19 protein-coding genes are annotated in these 20,963 nt (G+C 47.4%); 6 read left to right on the forward strand and 13 right to left on the reverse strand.

The annotated features are described in order from the left end of the window. Window positions 1-10: 10 nt before the first annotated feature. The 11 genes from DW826_RS06465 to DW826_RS06515 all read right to left on the reverse strand — a co-directional run bounded on the left by DW826_RS06465 (window position 11) and on the right by DW826_RS06515 (window position 13,497). Complete coding sequence (locus DW826_RS06465) at window positions 11-1,099, reverse strand: phage late control D family protein (protein WP_015552451.1); 1,089 nt, start codon at window positions 1,097-1,099, stop codon at window positions 11-13. 46 nt (window positions 1,100-1,145) lie between these two features. Next, window positions 1,146-1,781, reverse strand: coding sequence for a hypothetical protein (locus DW826_RS06470; protein ID WP_015552450.1), 636 nt, complete (start codon window positions 1,779-1,781; stop codon window positions 1,146-1,148). A 93-nt stretch (window positions 1,782-1,874) separates the two neighbouring features. Then, a complete protein-coding gene (locus DW826_RS06475) occupies window positions 1,875-5,393 on the reverse strand; it encodes a hypothetical protein (protein ID WP_117552344.1) in 3,519 nt (1,172 codons plus the stop codon). 134 nt (window positions 5,394-5,527) lie between these two features. After that, complete coding sequence (locus DW826_RS06480) at window positions 5,528-6,007, reverse strand: phage tail protein (RefSeq protein WP_015552449.1); 480 nt, start codon at window positions 6,005-6,007, stop codon at window positions 5,528-5,530. 75 nt (window positions 6,008-6,082) lie between these two features. Continuing rightward, a complete protein-coding gene (locus DW826_RS18950) occupies window positions 6,083-6,319 on the reverse strand; it encodes a DUF6760 family protein (protein WP_347472299.1) in 237 nt (78 codons plus the stop codon). Further along, complete coding sequence (locus DW826_RS06490) at window positions 6,259-6,630, reverse strand: phage tail assembly protein (protein ID WP_117552346.1); 372 nt, start codon at window positions 6,628-6,630, stop codon at window positions 6,259-6,261. Before DW826_RS06490 ends, DW826_RS18950 begins: the two co-directional genes overlap by 61 nt. A 140-nt stretch (window positions 6,631-6,770) precedes the next feature. Then, window positions 6,771-7,196: a phage tail protein gene (locus DW826_RS06495; RefSeq protein ID WP_015552447.1), complete on the reverse strand. Its 426-nt coding sequence runs from the start codon at window positions 7,194-7,196 to the stop codon at window positions 6,771-6,773. A 19-nt stretch (window positions 7,197-7,215) separates the two neighbouring features. Continuing rightward, complete coding sequence (locus DW826_RS06500) at window positions 7,216-8,955, reverse strand: phage tail sheath C-terminal domain-containing protein (RefSeq protein ID WP_117552347.1); 1,740 nt, start codon at window positions 8,953-8,955, stop codon at window positions 7,216-7,218. A gap of 82 nt (window positions 8,956-9,037) precedes the next feature. Next, window positions 9,038-9,838, reverse strand: coding sequence for a hypothetical protein (locus DW826_RS06505; RefSeq protein WP_117552348.1), 801 nt, complete (start codon window positions 9,836-9,838; stop codon window positions 9,038-9,040). A 22-nt stretch (window positions 9,839-9,860) separates the two neighbouring features. Next, window positions 9,861-11,741: an AAA family ATPase gene (locus DW826_RS18600; RefSeq protein ID WP_181968007.1), complete on the reverse strand. Its 1,881-nt coding sequence runs from the start codon at window positions 11,739-11,741 to the stop codon at window positions 9,861-9,863. Then, on the reverse strand, window positions 11,716-13,497 hold the full coding sequence (locus DW826_RS06515) for a BTAD domain-containing putative transcriptional regulator (RefSeq protein WP_181968008.1): 1,782 nt from the start codon (window positions 13,495-13,497) through the stop codon (window positions 11,716-11,718). Before DW826_RS06515 ends, DW826_RS18600 begins: the two co-directional genes overlap by 26 nt. A gap of 374 nt (window positions 13,498-13,871) precedes the next feature. Between DW826_RS06515 and DW826_RS06520 the strand changes: the two genes are divergently transcribed. The 4 genes from DW826_RS06520 to DW826_RS06530 all read left to right on the forward strand — a co-directional run bounded on the left by DW826_RS06520 (window position 13,872) and on the right by DW826_RS06530 (window position 16,202). Next, window positions 13,872-14,672 carry a LytTR family DNA-binding domain-containing protein gene (locus DW826_RS06520; protein ID WP_181968009.1) on the forward strand — a complete coding sequence of 267 codons (801 nt, stop codon included), beginning with the start codon at window positions 13,872-13,874 and terminating at the stop codon, window positions 14,670-14,672. A 17-nt stretch (window positions 14,673-14,689) separates the two neighbouring features. After that, window positions 14,690-14,836, forward strand: coding sequence for a hypothetical protein (locus DW826_RS18215; protein WP_166462196.1), 147 nt, complete (start codon window positions 14,690-14,692; stop codon window positions 14,834-14,836). Window positions 14,837-14,954: 118 nt separating this feature from the next. Continuing rightward, window positions 14,955-15,362 (forward strand): GGDEF domain-containing protein, encoded by a 408-nt coding sequence (locus DW826_RS06525; protein WP_181968010.1) that lies wholly within the window; start codon window positions 14,955-14,957, stop codon window positions 15,360-15,362. Between the two features lie 33 nt (window positions 15,363-15,395). Then, window positions 15,396-16,202 (forward strand): EAL domain-containing protein, encoded by an 807-nt coding sequence (locus DW826_RS06530; RefSeq protein ID WP_117552353.1) that lies wholly within the window; start codon window positions 15,396-15,398, stop codon window positions 16,200-16,202. A gap of 48 nt (window positions 16,203-16,250) precedes the next feature. Here DW826_RS06530 and DW826_RS06535 read toward each other — a convergent pair whose 3' ends face one another. Further along, complete coding sequence (locus DW826_RS06535; RefSeq protein ID WP_117552354.1) at window positions 16,251-17,528, reverse strand: L-serine ammonia-lyase, iron-sulfur-dependent, subunit alpha; 1,278 nt, start codon at window positions 17,526-17,528, stop codon at window positions 16,251-16,253. A gap of 138 nt (window positions 17,529-17,666) precedes the next feature. Between DW826_RS06535 and DW826_RS06540 the strand changes: the two genes are divergently transcribed. Beyond that, window positions 17,667-18,599 (forward strand): LysR family transcriptional regulator, encoded by a 933-nt coding sequence (locus tag DW826_RS06540; protein ID WP_117552355.1) that lies wholly within the window; start codon window positions 17,667-17,669, stop codon window positions 18,597-18,599. On the opposite strand, the gene DW826_RS06545 is transcribed toward DW826_RS06540, so the two are convergent. Further along, the gene (locus DW826_RS06545; protein ID WP_242990637.1) at window positions 18,596-19,609 is read right to left on the reverse strand and encodes a uroporphyrinogen decarboxylase family protein; all 1,014 of its coding nucleotides are present in this window, start codon (window positions 19,607-19,609) and stop codon (window positions 18,596-18,598) included. The genes DW826_RS06540 and DW826_RS06545 overlap by 4 nt on opposite strands. A 309-nt stretch (window positions 19,610-19,918) precedes the next feature. Between DW826_RS06545 and DW826_RS06550 the strand changes: the two genes are divergently transcribed. After that, a complete protein-coding gene (locus DW826_RS06550; RefSeq protein ID WP_117552356.1) occupies window positions 19,919-20,947 on the forward strand; it encodes a tripartite tricarboxylate transporter substrate binding protein in 1,029 nt (342 codons plus the stop codon). Window positions 20,948-20,963 lie beyond the last annotated feature (16 nt).

Below are 20,963 nucleotides of genomic sequence, written 5' to 3' on the forward strand. Positions count from 1 at the left end.
TTCCCCATAATCAGCCGCCAAGTTCAAACTGTGTTGTATATCCATTCTCATCGATCCGGTGTTCCACCGACAGGATCTCGTACGTCCCGTCGATCCATGCATCCAGTTTCCTGATCGTCAGGCTTCTTCCCGGAACGATCTGCGGGATTCCGATACAGGTTCCGGAGCAGTGGACTGCCTTCTGCCGTTCTTCATCCACCGCTTTTTTCACCTGAAGTACCGCCCGCTCCGCATCTCCTTCTGAATCGATCGATACATTCTTGATCCCGGGAGATGGAATCACCCGTTTCTGATGTTGTCCTTCAAAGGTCATCTCCTTTTCCAGAGATTTCGTCTGCCGGTTCTGATCCACCATCTGAACCCGAAGTGTTTCATATATGTAATTCCTCTCGCAGGAAAAAGAAAGGATATCCCGTCCCCATTCCAGAGACACGACGGACTGTTTTTTCCTGGATGCGTCAATAAAATACGCTTTTCCCGCCAGAACGAAAAATTCCCGGCATTCTAACCTGCAGAGCGTATCCTTTACGAACGAGTAATCGCTGCCTTTCTGCGCTATCTGCAGCGTCTGCCCCACTGCCGCCGGCGGATCTGCTTTTATGTTTTTTGAAGGGCAGATGGAGCTGTAGCGTTTCATCACCGCCTGAAAGATTTCCGTATAAGATTTTCCGGTATAGATCCGTCCGCCGCCTTCGTTGTCCTGCATAAGCCGGATCATGTCCACCGCTGTCACAGAAATCGTCGGAGTGTCATTGTACTCGTAATTTACGCTGTGGATATATCCGCTGAAGATCTCCACGAGATTTCCGGCATACCCAAACTTTGCGCTGACCGCATTCCCCGGTTTCAACATTTCTTTTACCTTATCCGAAAATTTTCTTGCTTCGAGATCATAGGCGTTCAATACATCAAATGTCAGGGATCCGGAAGCATCGGCGGAGAGCTTCAGTTGAACGGAATCAATAAAAAGCGTCCCGCTCTTTGAAGACCGGCGGATCTGTTTTCCATCTGCTTCAATGGAAAAATCCGGTATCATAAAACCGCCATTATCTCTCCGCAGGTTTTCTGTACTATAGGTTCCCGTCATCAGATCAGCCATGAAGCCGCCTCCTTTCCCTGATATCTTTCTGCTCCTGTGTCCGGTTTTACAGGGCTGGCAGTCTTAACACCTGTCCCGGTTTTACCTGCAGCGGATTGGTAATATGGTTTTCCCTTGCGATCTCCTTCCACTTTTCCGGATCGCCATATTCTTCGTAAGCAAGCCCCCACAGACTCTGGCCTTCATAAAGCGTCCGGCATTTCGTCCTGTCCGGGGATTCTAACGGAACATGGGTATTTTCTTTTCCCATCGAGCGGAATGTGACTTCCAGTTTTGCCCTGACCGGCATTCCGTTCGCCAGAAACATCGTAAATGTCTGGTTCAATTCCGTGATCACACCGCTGAATATCAGGGAACCATAGCGGAATGTTACTTTGGGCGGCCGGTGTTTTTTCGGATCCAGTTCCATCAGCTTCGCGATTTTTTCTGTCTGGAGTCTCACATCCGATCCACTCTCCTCCGCGTTTTTTTCTCCGGGAGGCATATATGTATCAAACATCAGCGTAATCTTTAATGTCTCAGCTTCCCCGGCGATATACTGGGTAAATGGGTCATCCAGACCCAGAACCTTTTTTTCGGCGTAGGTTGTACTTCTGGAAAGGTTGTACTCTGCCGGATTGAACTGGACCTTGATCTCCTTTTTCCCGTCCTCGGGAATCAGTACCGCTTTCTCATATCCCATCGTTCCGCTCCTTTCCCTGATATTCCGCAGCTGCTCCAGTGCTTCATATGCACCGGTATTTGTTCTTCTGCCTGCTTTGTCATTTTTCCTGCTTTAATAGCCCCGGCGGATCTTCTCCGTGCGGAACTGTTTCTGCAGTTCCTTCATAACACGGTCCGCCATATTCCGGACGGATGCATCCTGTTTTTGGGTGTTTATCAGGCGCTTTACTTCTTCGTTTACTGTCTGCATCTGTTCGCGAAGTTCCTGACGAAGTCCGTTGATCTTCTTTTCCTGCTCTATGAGCGTCGATCTTGTAAATCCGGAATCCCGTTTAAGGATCCTTGTCTCTTCCCTTGTCTGCGTGAGTTTTGCGGACATTGCTAAGACATCAGAATTTGAGGCTATCTGATCCTGTCTGTGCTTTCCATGATCTGCGTACTGGATTTTCACGGCTCCGGCCAGATCCGGGATATGGATCATTTCCGGATCAGATTCATTCATGTTCCGGACACTGTTTGCCGGATTGATGTCGGAAAATCTGTGAAGTACTCTTAGCGGATGAATTCCAGCAAAATCCTGAGCTGCTCTTAAATGATCGATTCCTGCCAAGTTCTGGGCGCTTCTTAAGCGATCAGTTCCAGCAAAGCTCTGGATGACTCTTAAGCGATCAGTTCCAGCAAAGCTCTGGATGACTCTCGACCGGTCATTTTCCGTCTTGAGGATCTGCAGCACAGCAGGCCGGATCCCCGATATCATGCGGATCTCCGTGATACTTCCCGGGGCACCGCGTCTCGTGCGGAATCTTGTGATGCCGGGCAGGATTTCCGAGTATCCTGAATTTGATGGATATCCACCTGATTCCGATATCCGGCTGGCTACGGCCAACATAGGATTCGCACCTGACATAGGATTCACGCCTGACTGAGATCCGGCTGTGCTTTCTGATCGACTCATAATCGTCCGAAACTTTGTTGTATTCTCAGCTTGAGCGGTAACTGTCTTAAACTTAGCCGCGTTTTCCGGGTGGCTCATAAGTGTATGAAATTTCGTTATACTTTCCGGATACTCTGTAAGACTCCGGACTTTTTCTGCATTACCCAGATCGTTCATAACCGTCCGAAGTTTCATCTGATTCTCCTGGCTACTCATGAGTACCTGAAGTTTTGTTTTATTATCCGGTCGATTTATAGAAGTCAGAAGATTTATGATCGTATCTGGTTGCCTTGCACTTGGCTGAAATTCAGACAGCAGACTTTTTAAAATAACATTTGTCCGCTCATTTATAATTTTTTGTTCCACCAGCGCTGATTTTCCGGCTGCCGTCATCGGCAAAAACTGCTCCAGACGATCTCGCTGACTGGGCGTCTGATCCTGATCTGACGATCTGTCCATTGGTAAAGAACCTGACTGATTTTCCTGATTCCTGTAGATTAGCTGTGCCTCCGGCAATTCCGGAAGTGGTGCTTGTTCCAGTTCCAGTTGCTTTTCCCATTGGCTCTCCCGGTCAATTTCAGACTGTGATTCCGAATTCTTTCCTAACTGCTGCAGGAATTCCAGTTCTGATTTTTTTCCTGTCTGCTGTATGAACTCTGATTCAAGTTTCTTTTTCTCCTGCCGCTCTTTTTCAACCTCCTGCTGAAATTTCTCTGTTTCCAACACTTTCTCAAACTGGTAAGTTTTTTTTGGTTCTGACCGGTGATCTATCTGCTGCTGTCTTTCAATCTCCAGTAGTTTTTCGACCTGCTGCCTTTTTTCAGTCTCCTGCTGCTTTTCTGTATCTTGTTTCTGCTGCAGTGTCAGTAGTTGTTCCGTCTGATGTTGCTCCAGCTGATATCGTTTTTCTAATTCGGAAATTTTTTCTTTCTGTTGAAGTCTTTCCAGTTCATGCAGTTTTTCCGGCTGCTGAAATCTTTCCAACTCACGCAGTTTTTCCGACTGCTGAAATCTTTCCAACTCACGCAGTTTTTCCGACTGTCGAAGTCTCTCGGTCTCCAGCTGTTTCTCGATCCGCTGAACATTGTCTATCTCTCTCTGTTTCTCGGTCCGCAGGATCTTTTCTGTCTTATACAGCTTTTCTTCCAGCTGCTTTTTTTCCGACTCGAACTGCCTTGTCCTATCTTCCAGCTCTCGTTTTTCTTCCCGTATCCGGCTGCTGGCCTGGAGAATGGTTTCTTCCGTTTTCAGAGCTCCCACTCCTGGTGTCTCTTCCTGTTTTTCCGTCTGTGTCAGGTACACAAGATGGCTCTCCGGCATCTCCAGCTGTTCATTTCCCGTCGGTTCCGCCTGTATATCAGTTTCTGCATACTCATCTGTATTTTCGGAAAATTGTAGAAACCGTCCTTCCCTCCGGATCAAATCTTCTCTCTGGGAATCTCTTTCCCGCTGGAGTTCTTTTTCTATCTGTTTTCGGAATTCAGTCTGCAATTCTTCTTTCTGTTCCTGCAGATGAATTTCCGACTCTATCTGCCTTTCTTTCTCTGACTGTGGTTCTCCTCCCGGCTGTTCCGAACTCTCTGACAGCACTTCTCTTTCCAACTGTTTCCGACTCTCCGACAGCACTTCTCCTTCCAGCTGTTTCCAGTTCTCCGATAGCACTTCTCTTTCCGGCTGTTTTCGCCCCTCTGACAGCACTTCTCTTTCCAACTGTTTCCGACTCTCCGACAACCGTTTCTCTTCTGTCTGCTGCCGTTTTTCTAACTGCTGTCTATCTATTTTCGGCCCCTGTTCTTCTGCCTGCTTTTCCTTCCCTGACCCCAGTTTTCTCTCGGTCTGTCTCTGATTCTCTGACTGCAGTTCCCTCTCTGCCTGTCTCTTCTTCTCTAACTGCAGTTCCCTCTCTATCTGTCTCTCTCTCTCTAAGATCCGTGCTTCTGCCTCGACGCGTTCTGTCTGAAGCTTTTTCTCCGCTTCCGCCAGTTTTTCTCTCTGTATCGCCGTCTCTTTTCGGAGCCGGTCAATATTTTTTTTGACCTCCGTGGTTTCCCTGGATTCCATTGCAGAATCTTTTTTTCTTTCTCCCGGTTCCAGATACACCATGCGGCTCTCCGGAAGTTCTGCTGTACTTCTGCCTGAAGCTGTTTCCGTACTTCTTTCTGTATTTCTTTCCGTACTTCTTTCTGTACTTCTTTCTGTACTTCTCTCCGCACTTCCCTGCAGTTCTTCCAAATGTCCTGTAAGTCCCGTGCTCCTGATCCGTGCAGTCTCCCGGCGGATCTCCAATGTCTTTTTCTGGCTGTTCGCGTATTCCCGTATTTCCCGGATCCCGCTGATCTCCTCCCAACTGAATCCATCCTGCCAACGGCAGAATACCGGACTCTCCCGCATTTCCGCTTCCGTTCTCCCTTTTCCAGCCAGAAGATCCCTGGCAATCTTCACCTCGCGCGAAAACCGTTTTTCTTCTTCCATGGAAAGATTTTTCATCGAGAGTTCCAACGCAGTCCTGACGCTCTCTTCCAGAATCCGCGCATTTCCGATAGATATCTTCACTCCGATGGAATTTTGCCAGCAAAAAATGAGATTCTGAAAAAACAACATCAGCCGGCGCTCTTCACCGCTCTTTTTTTGCTCAGATTCTTTCTCTCCCTGCAAAAATGTCAGTGTCGCTCCGGCGAACCCATATTCCTCTCTCAAAGAATATTTTTCTTTAATTTTTTCACACCAGTCAAGATAATGGAATTTCTGCGGCGTCTGCCGTATCCTCCATAGCCTGTCTCTCATCCGATCACCACGCTTTTTTATAGATCGATTCTGTTTTTGCTTCTATATTATCCACGGAAAGAAGCCCCCGTTCCGCCTGTCCTTGCGTCTCCCATCTGCACACCGGCATGCGCAATCTCAAACTTCTGGATCAGCAGTTCATTTCCAAGCCCGTCCAGTCCTGAAACCTCCCACTTTACGATCACTCCGCCATTGATCCCATAGGAACCGGCAAATGATCCGGAACGGTCATATATGAACACATCGATCAGGCTGTTGATCCGGTAACCGGCTCTCCAGTTTTTGATCTGCTTCTGACCGGAAGAAAAACATTTGCCCTTTTCCAGAATCAGACGCCCGCCCTTTTTATTCGGTGTTACCGCAATATGGGGCGCAAAATTCATTCCACCGACCTGAAATTCTTCAACCTCCTGATCCTGCTCCAGATTCATTACCCTGGAAAAACCAAATTCCTGATTATCAATAAACACGCGGAAGGAAAAATTATCACACAGATCTGCCCAGCTTCCTAATCCATGTCCCAGCATATTTACCCCCCTGTCATCTGCCGGATCTGATACCGGCAGCTTCTCATGAACTCCTCTCAGGCAAAGCCGCAGGTCTTAGATCTTAAATACATTTTCCGGCTCATCATTCAGTCGGCTGTTGATTCCCGACACCTCGCTGCACCACCGGATCCGGTCCAAATGGCTCATCTCCATAATGTCATCATGGGACCAGTGGAGGTAATAGGCCAGAAATGCCGCTTCCTTGTAGATTTTGTCTGCCGGATACGTCTCTATTGACCTGCCTCCATAAAATTTACCGGGATCCTGATCTCCTTTCCGCAGTGCGGACAGATTCCTGTGTAGGTCGGCATCTCCATTGTGTTGATCCTCTCATAAAGATCCTGAAGATACGCCAGATCCATCGTAAATAATTTCTCTACCGTCCTCGTATCCACCGCCGGAAGAGAACCAAGTTTCGTGATAACTCTCGCAAGAAGAATGATCGTAAGATATCCCGGATTCTGCTGAACCCGCGGATCTTTCAACGGAAGAATCTCGTCCGCTGCATTCGCGAGACGCATGGTCCCTTCCCTGTGGATCATTCCCGTATCATCGATATAGCCCCTTGGGAGCGTAAATGTAAACTCGGTCTGAAATGCCATATTGCTGGTTCCCCTTTCTTGCAGGTTCAGCCGGACCGCAAAATTTCCGGATTCTCTCCTTCTTCTTCTGCAGTCCAGCCGACATTTATGTTCCGCAACGTTCCGTCATACCGGATCCGTTACCATTTCCCGCTATGTATTTATGAGACTCTTGTCATTCCCTCATGGGCGATTTCAAGACTCTCGATCGCAACCTCAGAGGATGTCGCGTTGAAATCCGGTGCTGTATATTTTACCGGCCATGCGTTGATGATCTGCCAGGAAGCAGCCGGGCTTCCCGCGATATCTAAGAGCGTGATCGTAAGTGTTTTTCTCTCCACATCGCCCTCGAGTCCTGCTGTCATCCACTCATAAAGTACCATGGAGTCTACAAGCCCCTGTTTCAGAGTGATATTTCCATATTTTTTCAGTCCCGGGATCTTGAGCGGTGTCTGTGTCATATCGCCCTCCCGGTATTCGATCACATCGATGGACGCATCAAAACCGGTAACCTCTGAGAATCCCCCGGCCTCCAGGCCGTCAATCTCTACTTTATAGTTAAATTTCCCATGCGGATATCCTGCCATGTCTTATCTCTCCTCTCAATTACTCGGCAGAGCCTGAATCACTCGTTTTCTGAGAAATCCTGAAGATTACGAACTCAGCAGGTTTCACAGGTGCAACACCGATCACACATACAAGACGTCCATTGTCGATATCGTCCTGACTCATTGTGTCGCGTCCGATGTTTACGAAGAATGCCTCTGACGGAACACTTCCCGCTAAGGAACCACCGCGCCACATTCCGGTCAGGAATACGTCGATCGTACGTTTCACGCGAACCCAGAGCACCTCATCGTTCGGCTCAAATACAGCCCAGTTCGTGTTCGCCTTAATGGACTCCTCAATGAAGATAAAGAGACGGCGGACATTGATGTACTTCCAGGACGGATCGCTGGATACGGTTCTCGCACCCCATACGCGGATTCCCATTCCCGGGAACGCGCGGATCAGGTTGATTCCCTTCGGGTTCAGAATATCCTGTTCTCCCTTATTAAACTGGCAGTCCAGTCCCACGCAGGCACGGACTACTTCGTTTGCAGGCGCTTTGTGTACACCGCGGCTGTTGTCACTTCTCGCATAGATTCCCATGATGGAACCGGACGGCGGAATCGCAAAATTCTTTTTATCGAGCGGATCAAAGACCTGAAGCCACGGATGATATAAAGCGGCATAGCTGCTGTCAAAGATCTCCCTGTGTGCGATCATGTCATCGACTTTTCTCGCGTCCCTCGGCATATCGAGGACTGCGAATCTGCTGCCCAGATTTTCACAGTGGGCAACTAAGGTGAGCTGCACATTCGGATCTGTAACACCAGGAACTGCCAGAATAGACACCACGTCATTATCCAGGAATGCCTGAATTCCGCTTCTTCTGCTGGCTCCGTTGTCATATCCGATAAAGTCCGCTGCAGTGATCGAAGATACGGAACCATTGCTTCCACCGGCAAAGGAAACGCTTACGACTGCATCCCCCTCAGCAGAAAGCTTGTCAAACGGGGATTTTATCTCCGCTCCTCCTGCTGCACACGCTGCGGTGATCAGGTCAGATTTCGCGGTCTTTTTCTCAATATAGTTCGGGGCATCGATATTAAAGGATACATTCTCGTAAACCTCTGTCTGATCCTCATATCTGACTTCCAGAGTGAATTCACATGTGCTGATCACTTTCTTCGGAACCAGATTCTTATCAACAACATCTTCTTCAAACTCTTTTTCAAACTCAAGAATATTGTCCTGATTTTTTACGACACGGTTGTAGACAAGCTTTTCTCCGTCAGAAAAACTTACAACATCTCCCGGATTGAATCCTCCGCCGTTCTTTACAACATATTTTTTTCCGGACGCATTCTGAACGATCTCGAGGATCTGCGTCTTCGCCTTGCTCGCCGGAGCGATCACCGCGCGGATGTTATTTCCCCACATACCCGGGTTCTTCGCGGTAAGTGTCAGAACAGCACTATCCTCTGACGGAACAGCTGCTGCCGCACATTTCGCGTCTTCCGGCGCTACACGGGCGATAAAGCATCTTGCGCCTCCATTGATAAAGAAATGTTCTACTGCGTACGCAAGGAAACGATATTCGCCAAATTCATTCTCGGATAAATACCCACCATACTTTCTCTTAAAGTCGGAAAAGTTTGTAACGAGCTGCGGAAGACCTTCGACCGGCCCTCTCTCCGCTAATCCGATAAATCCTGCGGTACTGGTTCCAACGCCTTCCATCGGCTTTGAACCGGAATCGAACTCCTCAACATATACGCCGGGTGATAAATACTCAGCCATAACCTTCATTTCTCCTTTCTCGCACATAACGGTCATGATTCGACTTGTTTTTCATATCATAGCAGGAGTTGCCAAACATTTTCTAAACAAATTCTTCCTTCTCGCCATTATTTTCTATATCCCCATCTTTCTCCGCATCTTTCGTCAGAACATTTTTCCATACTTTCTTTAAATATTCCTCAAGACTTCCGTTATGTACCCGTTTTTCTGCCCGCAATTCCTCACTCCTATTCTTCAGGATCTTATCAACCGACTGAATAAATCTTCCCTTTTCCCTCTGTTTGTGAAGTTCATTTTCCTTTAGCTGATCCAGATACTGATTCTTCACCGTCGAGAGTTTCCCCACTGTCCTCTGTTCTTCCAGAAGCTGCGCCCGTTCCTCTTTCTCTCTTTCACTGTCTAAAAACGGCAGCATCTCCTGAACCGTCTCAAGCCTTCCCTGATTTCTCATCAAAGAAAGACTCTCTGTCAGCCTGCTTCCCGTTTTTTCCTGATCCAGTTTCAGTGCTGCTGCGCTCTTTTCTTTCACATGCGGATTCACAAACGCTCTCTTTTGCAGAAACGGAAGCGGCACAGCCCCATTTTCACGGACATATTCGTAATCCCTGAGTTCTTTTCTCCGATCTTTTCTGAGTCCCGATATGACTGCCAGTTTTTCCGGAGCTTTCTGAACATCTTCCCTGTTCTTTTTCGCTGCTGCTTTCGAAACCCCGATTTCAAACGTTCCGTAAGAATTCCCGATTTCCAGCTTTTTTTCCGGTTCCCGTCCTTCCTTTTTTCGTCCCTCGGAGGACAGAAAGTGATCCATCTTTTCTCTGCGGCTGTTCTTCTCCCTTAGCACAGCCTGTGAATCTTTCCGGTATTCCCTGTAATCGTACTCCATGGTATTTCCTCCAGATATTTTCCTAAACCATACCGTACTGTCCCATCTCCGCGCCAGTCAGCCGTTTCCCGCTCTTTTGAAATTCATTTTGAAGTGCCCGGAGAATGTGGCTCATGTCGATCTCCCTGCCGTCCGCTGCCGCAAGGAACGCGGAATTTACGGCAATGTTTTTGATATTGCTTCCCGTCAGCTCGAACTGGTCTGCCAAAAACTGCAGATCTACATCCTCTCTGACCGGACATGCCTCAGGGAATACCCGGTTCCACATTTCAAGCCGCTCCCCTGCATCCGGAATGGAAAATTCCACCACGTACTGGATTCTCCGCTTGAATGCCTCATCAAGATTCTGCTGGTAGTTTGTGGCAAGAATGCTGATTCCGTCGTAATCCTCCATCTTCTGCAGGAGAAATGCCGCCTCCATATTCTGATACTTGTCCTGAGAGTCTTTTACCTCCGTCCGTTTTCCAAACAGGGCATCTGCCTCGTCAAAAAACAGGATACAGAGACTTTTTGACGCTTCTTCAAAAATCATGTTGAGATTTTTTTCCGTCTCTCCCACATATTTACTGACCACCGCTGACAGATTGATGCGGTACAACTCCAGATCCAGTTCATTTGCCATGACCTGAGCCGCCATCGTTTTTCCGGTCCCCGGGCTGCCTGTAAATAGAATAGATGTCCCAAGACCATATGGAAATCTGCTTGAAAATTCCCAGGTACCATATACCAGCTCCTGATTTCTGCTTCGGCTGCAGATGTCCTGAAGGAGCTTCTTCGACATCTCCGGAAGAACCAGATCCTCCCAGACAAACTGTGGACGGATCAATACTGCTTTCCCATGAAAACGGTACTCTGCCTGCCTCCTGCATGCAATTCTCAGTTCTTCCCTCGATGGAATTTCCGCATTGCGCGCAAAAGCCATATCCTTCGCCTGTTCCAGCACGTTCTGGAACTGCCCCGGAGTGAAACGGAATCTCTGCCACATTTCCCCGAATCCGTCTTCAAATGGAATCTGCCATTTTTTCGCGTACCGCATTCCCATGTCTTTTCTGGCAAATGGATCCGGTTCCCGGATCTCAAACACTGCGGGAACCTGCGCTGACCCCGGAATTACCGGACGCAGCGGCGTTTCCGTGATAATTATCACTAAAACAGGAAGTCTGTCCCATTCATGCCCCATCTCTCTCAGAACCCGGAACAGTTCCCGTTCCCCCAGTGCATCTTCCCAGATTACAGCGATCACACGTTCCTTTAAAAGGGCATTCACCCCGAGCTCTCCAAACATACTCCGGAATTTTTCCCGCCCGAGTTCCAGCAAAGAGCTTCCATCGAGAAGGATCAGCCCCATTTTCTTCTCACGACAGAACGCTTTTACATTCTCCAGCCTCCCGCTCCCGTCTTTTCCAGCCAGATTCAGGAGGATCCATCCGTCTGAATGCTCTTTCTTTTTCTGTTCGACCCGGATCATATCCCTGTATACACTCCGCTCCGGATCCGGTTCCTCCGCTTTCTCAAAATTCGAAAAAATCTCCAGAAAAAACTCATCTGGATCCGGAGGAAATTCCTGCTCAATAAATCTCAGAACCTGTTCCCTGATGCGGTAAATGATTCGGCCAGACGCTTCTTCCACGTTCCTTCCGGCAATCGTGCGGATCTCCTTATCAAGCTCCGCCCGGTCTGTTTTTCCCCCAGCTTCCGCATTCGGTCTATTCTTTTCCCATGCCCGGATCAGCTCATCAGGATAGATCCCGTTGGTCCCGTTCAGATCAGGATCCCACTCAGCAAGCAATAAAAGCTCCAGCGCAAATGCTCCAAAGGCTGTCAGAGAACAGCGTTCCCGCACCAGCCCGATCCGTCTCTCCAGATCCGTCATTCCATCACCATTTCTTTCTGCAGCCCTCAAACGCCTTTCTGACTTCCGGACCAGGCTTTTCTTCAAACTCCCGCAGATAAAGGTCTTCATATTCTCTATATACACGGTTTGCGTTTTTATAATCACCAAGTCTTCCGTATGCCGTGATCAGCATCGCTGCGATATCTTCCGAATAGGGGTCCTCATTTCTGAACAATTCCAGATATTCCGCGGCCTCCGCCGTCTCCCCGATTCTCATTTTATAAGAGCCCAGAGATCTCAGACACTGCTGTACAATGCGTCCCATATAAGCCCGGATCCCATAAGTCCACTCTTCTGTACAGAATTCCAGATAAGCACCCCCATAAAGCTCTCTGATATCCGGCATTTTCCAGAGCTCCGTCCAGTTTTCATTCTCCAGTTGTCCCTTTATCGCCATGATTGACGCATAATCTGATTCCGTCTTTCCAACATCCAGATAATACATTCCTTTCCTGCATATGATCAGCTCCGGTATCCCGGTATCCTTCAGATTTTTTCGCAGATACGTCATGGTTGTATAAAAAAGTTTTCTGGCTCTATCTTCCTCAAGTTCCGGCCAAAGACTTCCTATGATCACGTCACGGCTCACCGGAACCCCCTGTTTATTAAATAGAAACGCAAACAGTTCTTTCGTCTTTTTTGTCCGCCACTTCGGTTCTTCACCATGGTACTGGACATGAAAGCTTCCAAAGCTTTTGATCCGGACTTTTCCCGCGCTGGTCTCCTGCTCATCTTCCTCCGTATTTCTGTACTCAAAAATGGTTTTATTTTCTCCCTGCACCTGCAGATAATCCCGAAACATCCCCGGAAACAGATAACATTTCTCTTTCTGATCATACAGAAGAACTCCCTCTTCCTTTAAGAACTTCAGGTATTCCCCAGCCCACGGGATCCCTAATGTATCTCTCGCTATGTCTCCGTCGATTTTTTCCCACCCGGAGAGGGCTTTTAAAATACTCATTCCTTTTTCCGTAAAACGCTTTGTCAGACAGTTTCTCCCATACTGTCCATAGACCGGATGTCCCTTCAGTCTGCAGAGATCTTCTACCGGAATCCGTTTCTCCCCGTTTGCCATGAGATCCAACGCATAGCATATTCCAGCCGGAAATCCGCCAAAATATCTTCTCAATTCAGCTGCAATATGATCTTTTTCTTCTGCAGAACGGCCCGACAGCCTGATATCGGCCAGTTGTCTGATGTCTTTTTCCGGAAGGAGCATTCTTTCCGGCCGCAGCCGGAAGATCTCTCCACAAAACATTTCCCTCAAACGGTTTTCCGATAAATTTTCCTGTCCTTTTGAGTCCAGCCAGACAACAACTTTCATCCTTTCCGTAAGCTTTTCCATCAGACGTCCCCCGAAAAACATCACCTCACGGGAATTCAGATACCGGATCCCGGAAATCGACACCAGCTTTTCCAAACCTGCCGCCTCCGTGATCCTGACAGCTATCTCCGCAGTCAGGTAACGCTTGATTTCCGGAAGAAGTTTCTCTGAAGAAGCAAGTTCATACAGATCTCTCATCTCTACGGGTATGCTTTGTCTTTTACAGTTCTCGTTGATCCACAGGATAAATTCCTCTACCGTATCGAGTTCCTGTGTGAAGTCCAGAAATAGGGCTGCGTGTTTTCCGACCTGTTCTGCCAGACAGACTCTTCCGTATTCCATCGGCATATCTACCTGTGTGATCTTTCCGACATGATTCAAAATATCAAAGCCTGCTGTCTCAAATGTTTCTGTCTGATCCAGAACCTCTGCTGTCTTCATTCCTGTATCCTCCTTCCCGCAAATATATTTCTGTCCGATTCCGAAAGTCCTGACTTTTTTCATTTTTACATGTTCGACATTCTTCGTCAACATCTCCTGCACAAGATGTCGTTTTTCTGCACGAGTTGTAAAAATACAGAACATTTATTTTATTTCGTTTCGTTTTCTTTTATTTTCGTTTTTTCTACAATTTTATCATTCAAAACCATAGTGTTCAATTCTCCGGTTTTAAATGCAGGATTTCATGTATCAAATACACCATAATTCACGATCTTTTCACTTTTCATTTTCGACACGAAATCAATTGTTTTTTTCATTCCGGCATGATAAAATGAATCGAAAATTTTTGACCCATGCCCTCATTGGAGGAATCTATGAACATTTCCGCACAGATCCAGCAATCCGTACACATTATCACCGAATACTACGAAAACCGCCTGCAGCCGTTCTTCGATGCCATCGACGACGATCTTCTCTGGATCGGTCCTGCCGAGAGACAGTGGATGCAGGGAAAAGAAAATATCTTAAACGCCTTCACTCAGGAGGAAGGGAGACACCATCTGACATTCCGGATGAGCAATATCTCCGCCACACCAATCTCCTGCGGAACTCATGCCTGCGAGATCATTCTGACCTATCTCGTGTATACATACTATCCAAACGGTGCAATGACGGTTCATGACCAGAGGCTTCATTTCACCTGGAGAGATAAAAAAGTGACCGGCCCCGATGGAAAAAAGCATCTGGTTCCAAAAGCCGCTGTCATCCATATCTCCAACGCTTTTCCATACGATGACCGTGATAAGATCTATCCGGTCCATTATGATGAAATGAAAGTCCCGACGACACTCACGCCTGCAACCGGCCCCCGCATCACGATTTCCGGATCGAACCATGTATGTCATTTTCTGGCAGCGAATTCGATTCTTTACATTGAGACAGGATCCCGCTCCCCGTACACGGTCTTTCATACCTTAAACGGCGAGTTCAATTCCACGGAATCTATCTCAAAGCTCGAGAAAAAATACAGTGACATTTTCCTGCGGGTCCACGCCAGCTTCATGGTAAACCCGCTTTTCGTCCAGTCCATCCGCCGTTTCGAAATCACCCTGACCGACGGAACCGTCCTGCCGGTTCCGGCCAGAAAATATTCGAAGATCTCAAAATTATTGTAGGAATTGGGAAAATAGATATGAGTTACAATACCGATTTCCTGATTGCAGCCATGATCATCCAGCTCATCATTCTGTGCCATTTTTCCGCCCAGAAGCGTCCGGATGACCTGAACAACCAGCTTTTTCTGATCCTTTCGGTCCTCGTGAGCCTGGATATCGCGTGAGATGCTTGCCTCCTCGATTCCTACGCTCGTTCTGGTCTGCATCATCTTCGGGAACCTGAAGACCGGACTCCTGTTTTCCTTCGATTCATCCATAAATTACATAAGAGGCCCCTGGTACATGCTCATGTACTTCTCTGCCCTCTGCCATCTTCTCGCCGCCCTCATCCTGACCTGCCTGTGGTGGAAGATCCTTGGACTGTCCAAAGTCCTGGTGCTCATTGAGATCCTCATCCTGCTCGCGTCCGGCATCATCGTCCAGGCATTCTGTCATCAGCTTCTGATGACCGGTCTCTACGATAAACCATACCTGTTAAGGAAGTTCAGCGAAATGCTGTCCAAGCGGAGGATCTTCCATGTCATCACCGTGAATCTTTATCAGATCGACCACATCAACAAGGTAACAGGCATGGATGACGGTGACCGCCTGCTCCTCTCCGTCGCGAGGCAGCTGCACAGGCTCCGCGGAGACAAAGTGTTCCGCATTTCCGGGAAACGTTTTCTCATCTTCACGTTCTCCCAGGAGTAGTTTGAACTCTATCTTGATGAGCTGGAACATTTATTGCTTCCGGATACAGCCCCATCAGAAACATCTGTCTCCTCCCCGGTCATCATCAGTGGGATCTTTCATGCGGAGCGCTTCGAGGATGGCGGTTCCATCCTTGATTATGCCCAGTATCTGGAGTCGCTCGCGCCGAACACCGGGTTCTATGAGACCGTCCGTGATACGGACAGGGCCATGGAGCGCTTCCTTTACCTGAAAAAGGTGGAGCAGTTTCTGCACACCGCGATCGCGAATGATCTGTTTGAGGTCTACTACCATCCCGTATATTCCCTGAAGGAGAAGCGCTACATCACGCTGGAGGCATTGAGCCGTCTATATCACCCGGAGCTCGGCTGGATCCCTCCGGACATTTTTATCCAGGAGTACCCGCTCCTCACAGACAGACTCTGTAATATTAAGATGAACCTCTCCCCGTTAGACCTGATCCAGCCAAACAGCAGCTCCCGCCTGATCCGGCTTATGGATGAATATGGGGTCAGACATTCTTTCATCCAGTTCGAGATCACAGAGACCGTTGCCACAGAGTACAACAGCGCACTCAATAAGGCGGTCGATGATTTCGCAGACTCCGGAATCGGTCTCTGCCTCGATGATTTTGGTTCCGGATACGCGAACCTGAATACAGTCATGCAGCTTCCATTTTCCGCGATCAAGCTGGACCGTTCCCTCTTAAACAAAATCTGTGAGGATCCGCGCTCCGCGAACTTCTATCACAGCATCGTGTCTTCCTTTCGGAATATGGGATTCCATGTGATCTCAGATTCCATTCTCCTCAGCATAGCTGAGGGATCAGACTTTTCATAAAAAAGAGGATCTACCAGAAGTCAATGTCCGCCGGCAGATCCTCTTTTTTTAATTTCCAAGCATAATATTCAAAATTTCCAAATCCGTGGAGTGCATACCATCTCGTCCCATGCGTCCGATACTTCGGATTGTTTCTTCAACATCATCCTCCACCAGACCTTCACCTGGCTGGAATGCCCTGTCATGTAATCCCATTTTCATTCCAAGAAGCGCGGTCTGAAGGGCTGTCGAAATTTTAGCTGCGCAGGATGATTTCGCACCATCACACACCATACCTCCCACAGTTGCGATGGTGTTGGTAATTGTCTCACAGACCACTTCATATGGATATCCAAGCATGTAGCAGATACCACAGGCTGCTCCACATGCGGCACTCACAACGCCACAGTATGCAGACAGACTTCCGATATATTTTTTCTGATGAACTGCGATCAGATTCGAAACTACAAGTCCCCGCAAAAGTTTTTCTTTTTCGATGTTTTTCTCCTGCGCGTAAACAATGACCGGCACGCTGACCGTGATCCCCTGATTACCACTTCCGGAATTGATGACCACCGGCATCGGACAGCCGTTCATTCTGGCATCCGAACCTGCGGCCGCAAATGCACGTGCCTTCAGACCCACCGTCGGCTTTTCGTTTCCGTCGATCAGGATTCTTCCAACCTCTGCTCCATACGGATGTTCCAGGCCTTCCCGGCAGATCGCCATATTGCACTCGATCTGGCGATTCAGGATCTCTTCAACATCCTCAATTTTTACTTTATCCGCAAACTCCAGAATATTTTTCACTGTGAGAAGCTGTTTGTCACCTGCCTTATGACCATTTTCCTCATCTGCCTCAGTCTTTTTCAGAACACTCATCCCATCTTTTTCCATCCGAGTGATATTTTTATGGGTCTTCTGAATCTCGACCAGCGCCGTATGTTCTCCGGCGCGCAGTTCCACTACAATGTAAAGAGTCGCCACGCCTTCGATCAGTTTACAGGTACAGAATTTCTGATTTAAAAGCTCTTTTGTCTTCTCCTGATCCTCTTTGGTCACACTCTCAAGCACTGCCAGATCCATATCCGGATCTCCGCCCACGATTCCCAGTACTGCTGCCACATCGATTCCTTTTAATCCGCCGGAGTTCGGTACTGTCACTCCCATGACATTCTTAACGATATTTCCGCTGCAGGACACTGCGCATTTCTCCGGCATCTGACCTAACAGTTTCCGCGCTTTTGCTGCCGCGTAGGCGATTGCGATCGGTTCCGTGCAGCCGAGCGCCATAATCAGTTCGTCTTTTAATATTTCAAGATGGTTTGTGTATAATTTCTGGTCCATTTCTTATTTTTCCTCATGATATTTTTTAACAGTTTCTTAGCGTTTTTTCTCCTTCTGTTCTTTCTTTTTCGATTATTTTTGCTATAATAATTCATATCTTTCATCAATGTTACTGCAGAAAAATTTAAGGAGCACACTATGAACTTTTTAAATCTTTACTACTTTCGCGTGGCCGCTGAAGAACTCAGTTTCACAAATGCTGCCAAGCGTTTATTTATATCCCAGCAATCCCTCAGCAACCACATTTCCCGCCTGGAAAACGAATTCGGTGTGATCCTTTTTAACCGTACCCAACCGATCACACTCACCGAAGCTGGTAAATCCCTCTATGCAAGTTCCAAGGTTCTGCTTCAACAGAAAGAACAGATTGAAAAAAGCATGCAGGATATCCGGGACTTCCGAAAAGGTGAACTGACTCTCGGAATCAGTACCTCCCGCGGAGCTGTCATGCTTCCAAAGATACTTCCAGAATTCCGCTCTGCCTTTCCCCAGATCAAACTAAATCTTGTAGAAGGTACAACAAAAGAGATCAACCAGGCATTGTTTGAAGGACGGGCAGATCTCTGCATCGGTTTTGCGATCAATGATCCAGAAAAAGTACACGAGGAACTGCTCCATACAGAATCTCTCGTCTGCGTTATTCCAAACTCATTTTTGCCGCGCTATCTGAAGATAGACTCCACTTTGATTCCGGGTTCTGTTCAAAGTTTCAACATTTTTGCCGACTGCCCGTTTATCAAAATGCCGAAACAGACATGGCTGGGCGAAATGTTTGAAAAATGTTGTGAAAGCTACAACATTGAACCGGAAATCCTCCTCGAGACCACCAGTATGTCCACCATGGTTTCCCTCTGTTCTTCCGGAATCGGTGCCATCGTGCTTCCCGAAATCTTCGTCAGCCGCCGTATGACATTCTGGAATTCCTTCGACTGGAAAGAACAGGTGTCTGTCTTTCCGTTAAACTATCCGGCGGGCTACCGGCCGATCACAATCGCTTACATGAAAGACCACTATCTCAGCCGAGCCGCCGATGAATTCATCCGGATGGCACAGGAAAAGTTTTCCTGCTAAGCGTAGATCGGATGGATCTTCGCCTCCACATCATCTTTCGCTTTGCGGATAAATTTTAAAGTTTCCTCATTTAACGGATAGCGGATCACACAACCCGGTGTTAAGATCTGACCGCAGCCACCCATCAGTTTAAAACACTCATAAATCTGATGATGGATGGCATTGCGGTCATCTTTTGTGATATCGGTGCGGTTTAGTCCGCCCATAAGGCATTTTCCAGACTCAAGCGCCGCCTCATCCACTGACGGATATGTCTCCCATGCATGCCAGTTGAAGACCTGTACCGGATAATCCTTCAATATTTCCATCATGATATTACTTCCATGGGCATGCAGGGTATTCATCCATCCATCTTTCGCCGCATTCAGGACCTCCAAGTCATAAGGAACGCCAAATTCCTTATACTGTTCTGCAGTCATAAAATTATAAGTACTGCTCTGCGCCGCAAAGAAGATTCCGTCCGCACCGGCTTCCAGCGCTGCCCGAGCCATATTGCAGGTCGTCTCCGTAATCACTTTCAGCGCATGATGAACTGCATCCCCGTCACCATTTTCCAGATACTGAAGAAGTGTATTTCCGGACAATTTATTCGCTGTTGTCAACGGGCTGAATATCGTGAAAATGACTGGCACATCCTCATTCTTTACCTTATCGAGAACAAGTTTCAATCCTTTTAATTCTCTCGCAAGACTTCCTTCCTTTACAGAACACGGTTTCAGTTCATACCAGTCCTTCGCTTCGTGGATCGGTGTTTTTGTGACTTTCGCCACTCCGCCTTTCGCAATATCTGAATAATCAATCTCACAACCGAAGTCTTCGATGGCGTACATTCCGTTATTCATAGTCTTTATAAAGTCGATATCATACTTTTTATAAAACTCATATGTCTTTTCCGCTAAAAGTTCCGGATTCAGATCGATTCCCGGAAGATGGGTCCAGAATGAATATGGAAGTTTGTCCGGTTTTTCCCCTGCAATAGCTGCCTGAATTCTCTCTTTCTTTGTCATCATATAGCGACCTCCTTTAGCCGTTCACGTTTTTGTTTTCGATGCCAGTATATGAATTCAGATTACAAATGTCTAACAAGTTTTGTTCTTTTATTCACAATCATTCAGTTGTAATTTGGTATGCTTTTTGTTCATTTTTTTCTTTTTTATCCATTTTACAGTCATTATATTGTGATATAACACGGAAAAGCTGTTTGTTTTCTGACATAAAATTCACTAGAATGAATGTAACAAAAGCAAACGCGTTTCTTGCTGGATCAGTCTATTATGACGACAAAATTTTTTAGTTCTACTATAAAAGGAGGATCTCACATGAAAAAAATATTTGCACTTATGACCGCAGGAGCTTTAGCATTATCTCTTAGCGCATGCCAAGCTTCCAGCCAGCAGACAACAGACACCACAACAAAATCTGCTGATTCCACTGATACTGCAGCCGCCAAAAACGATGGTTCTTTCCCAAGCGAAACGATCACTCTCGTCTGCCCGTTCTCAGCCGGCGGCGGAACCGACATTGGTGCCCGCAATCTTGCACAGGCTCTTTCTAAAGTAATGGGAGTCAATGTTGTCGTTGAAAACCAGACAGGATCTGGCGGATGGGTCGCATGGACCGATCTGATCCAAGGCGATTACAAAGACGGTTATACGATCGGTCTGATCAACCATAACTATGCGATGGGTGAGCTTGATCCGGATAACCCTAGAAAATATAATCTCGATGACGTCACTGTCCTTGCAAACCAGGCTCTCGACTACAATGTCATGGCGATCCGTTCTAATGACACACGGTTCTCCGATATTGACAGCTTTATCGAGTACGCCAAATCCAATCCTGTTCTCGTTTCCGCCCAGGCAGCAGGAATTACCGACGGAGACGCAACAACTGCTGAATGGTTCAACAAGACCTTCGGAACCCAGATCACCGTTGTTCCGGTAGACGGAGCTTCCGACAGCCGCGGAATGTTCTTATCCGGTGACACAGATATCTTTTTTGCATCCATCTCTGATGTCATGGCTTCCTATCAGTCTGGTGAGATGAAGGTTGCATGCATTTTTTCCGACGAACGCAGTGACTTCATACCGGATGTTCCTACGATCAAAGAGGCAACCGGTGAAGACTTTGTCGCATTCGCAGCTCGCGGATACTTCTATCCGAATGGTGTTCCACAGGATATCGTCGACACGACCACTGACGCATTATTAAAAGCAATGGAAGATCCTGACTATATCGAAAATATGGCTGCTCTTGGTCTTCAGCTCGACAATACCTCCGGTGAGGACTTCAAAGAACTTCTTGAGAGCCAGGTTGAAACCAGAAAAATGATCTGGAACGTACAGTAACTGATCATTCCCACAT

Source organism: Clostridium sp. AM34-11AC, from assembly GCF_003435375.1.
Lineage (GTDB): Bacteria > Bacillota > Clostridia > Lachnospirales > Lachnospiraceae > Pilosibacter > Pilosibacter fragilis.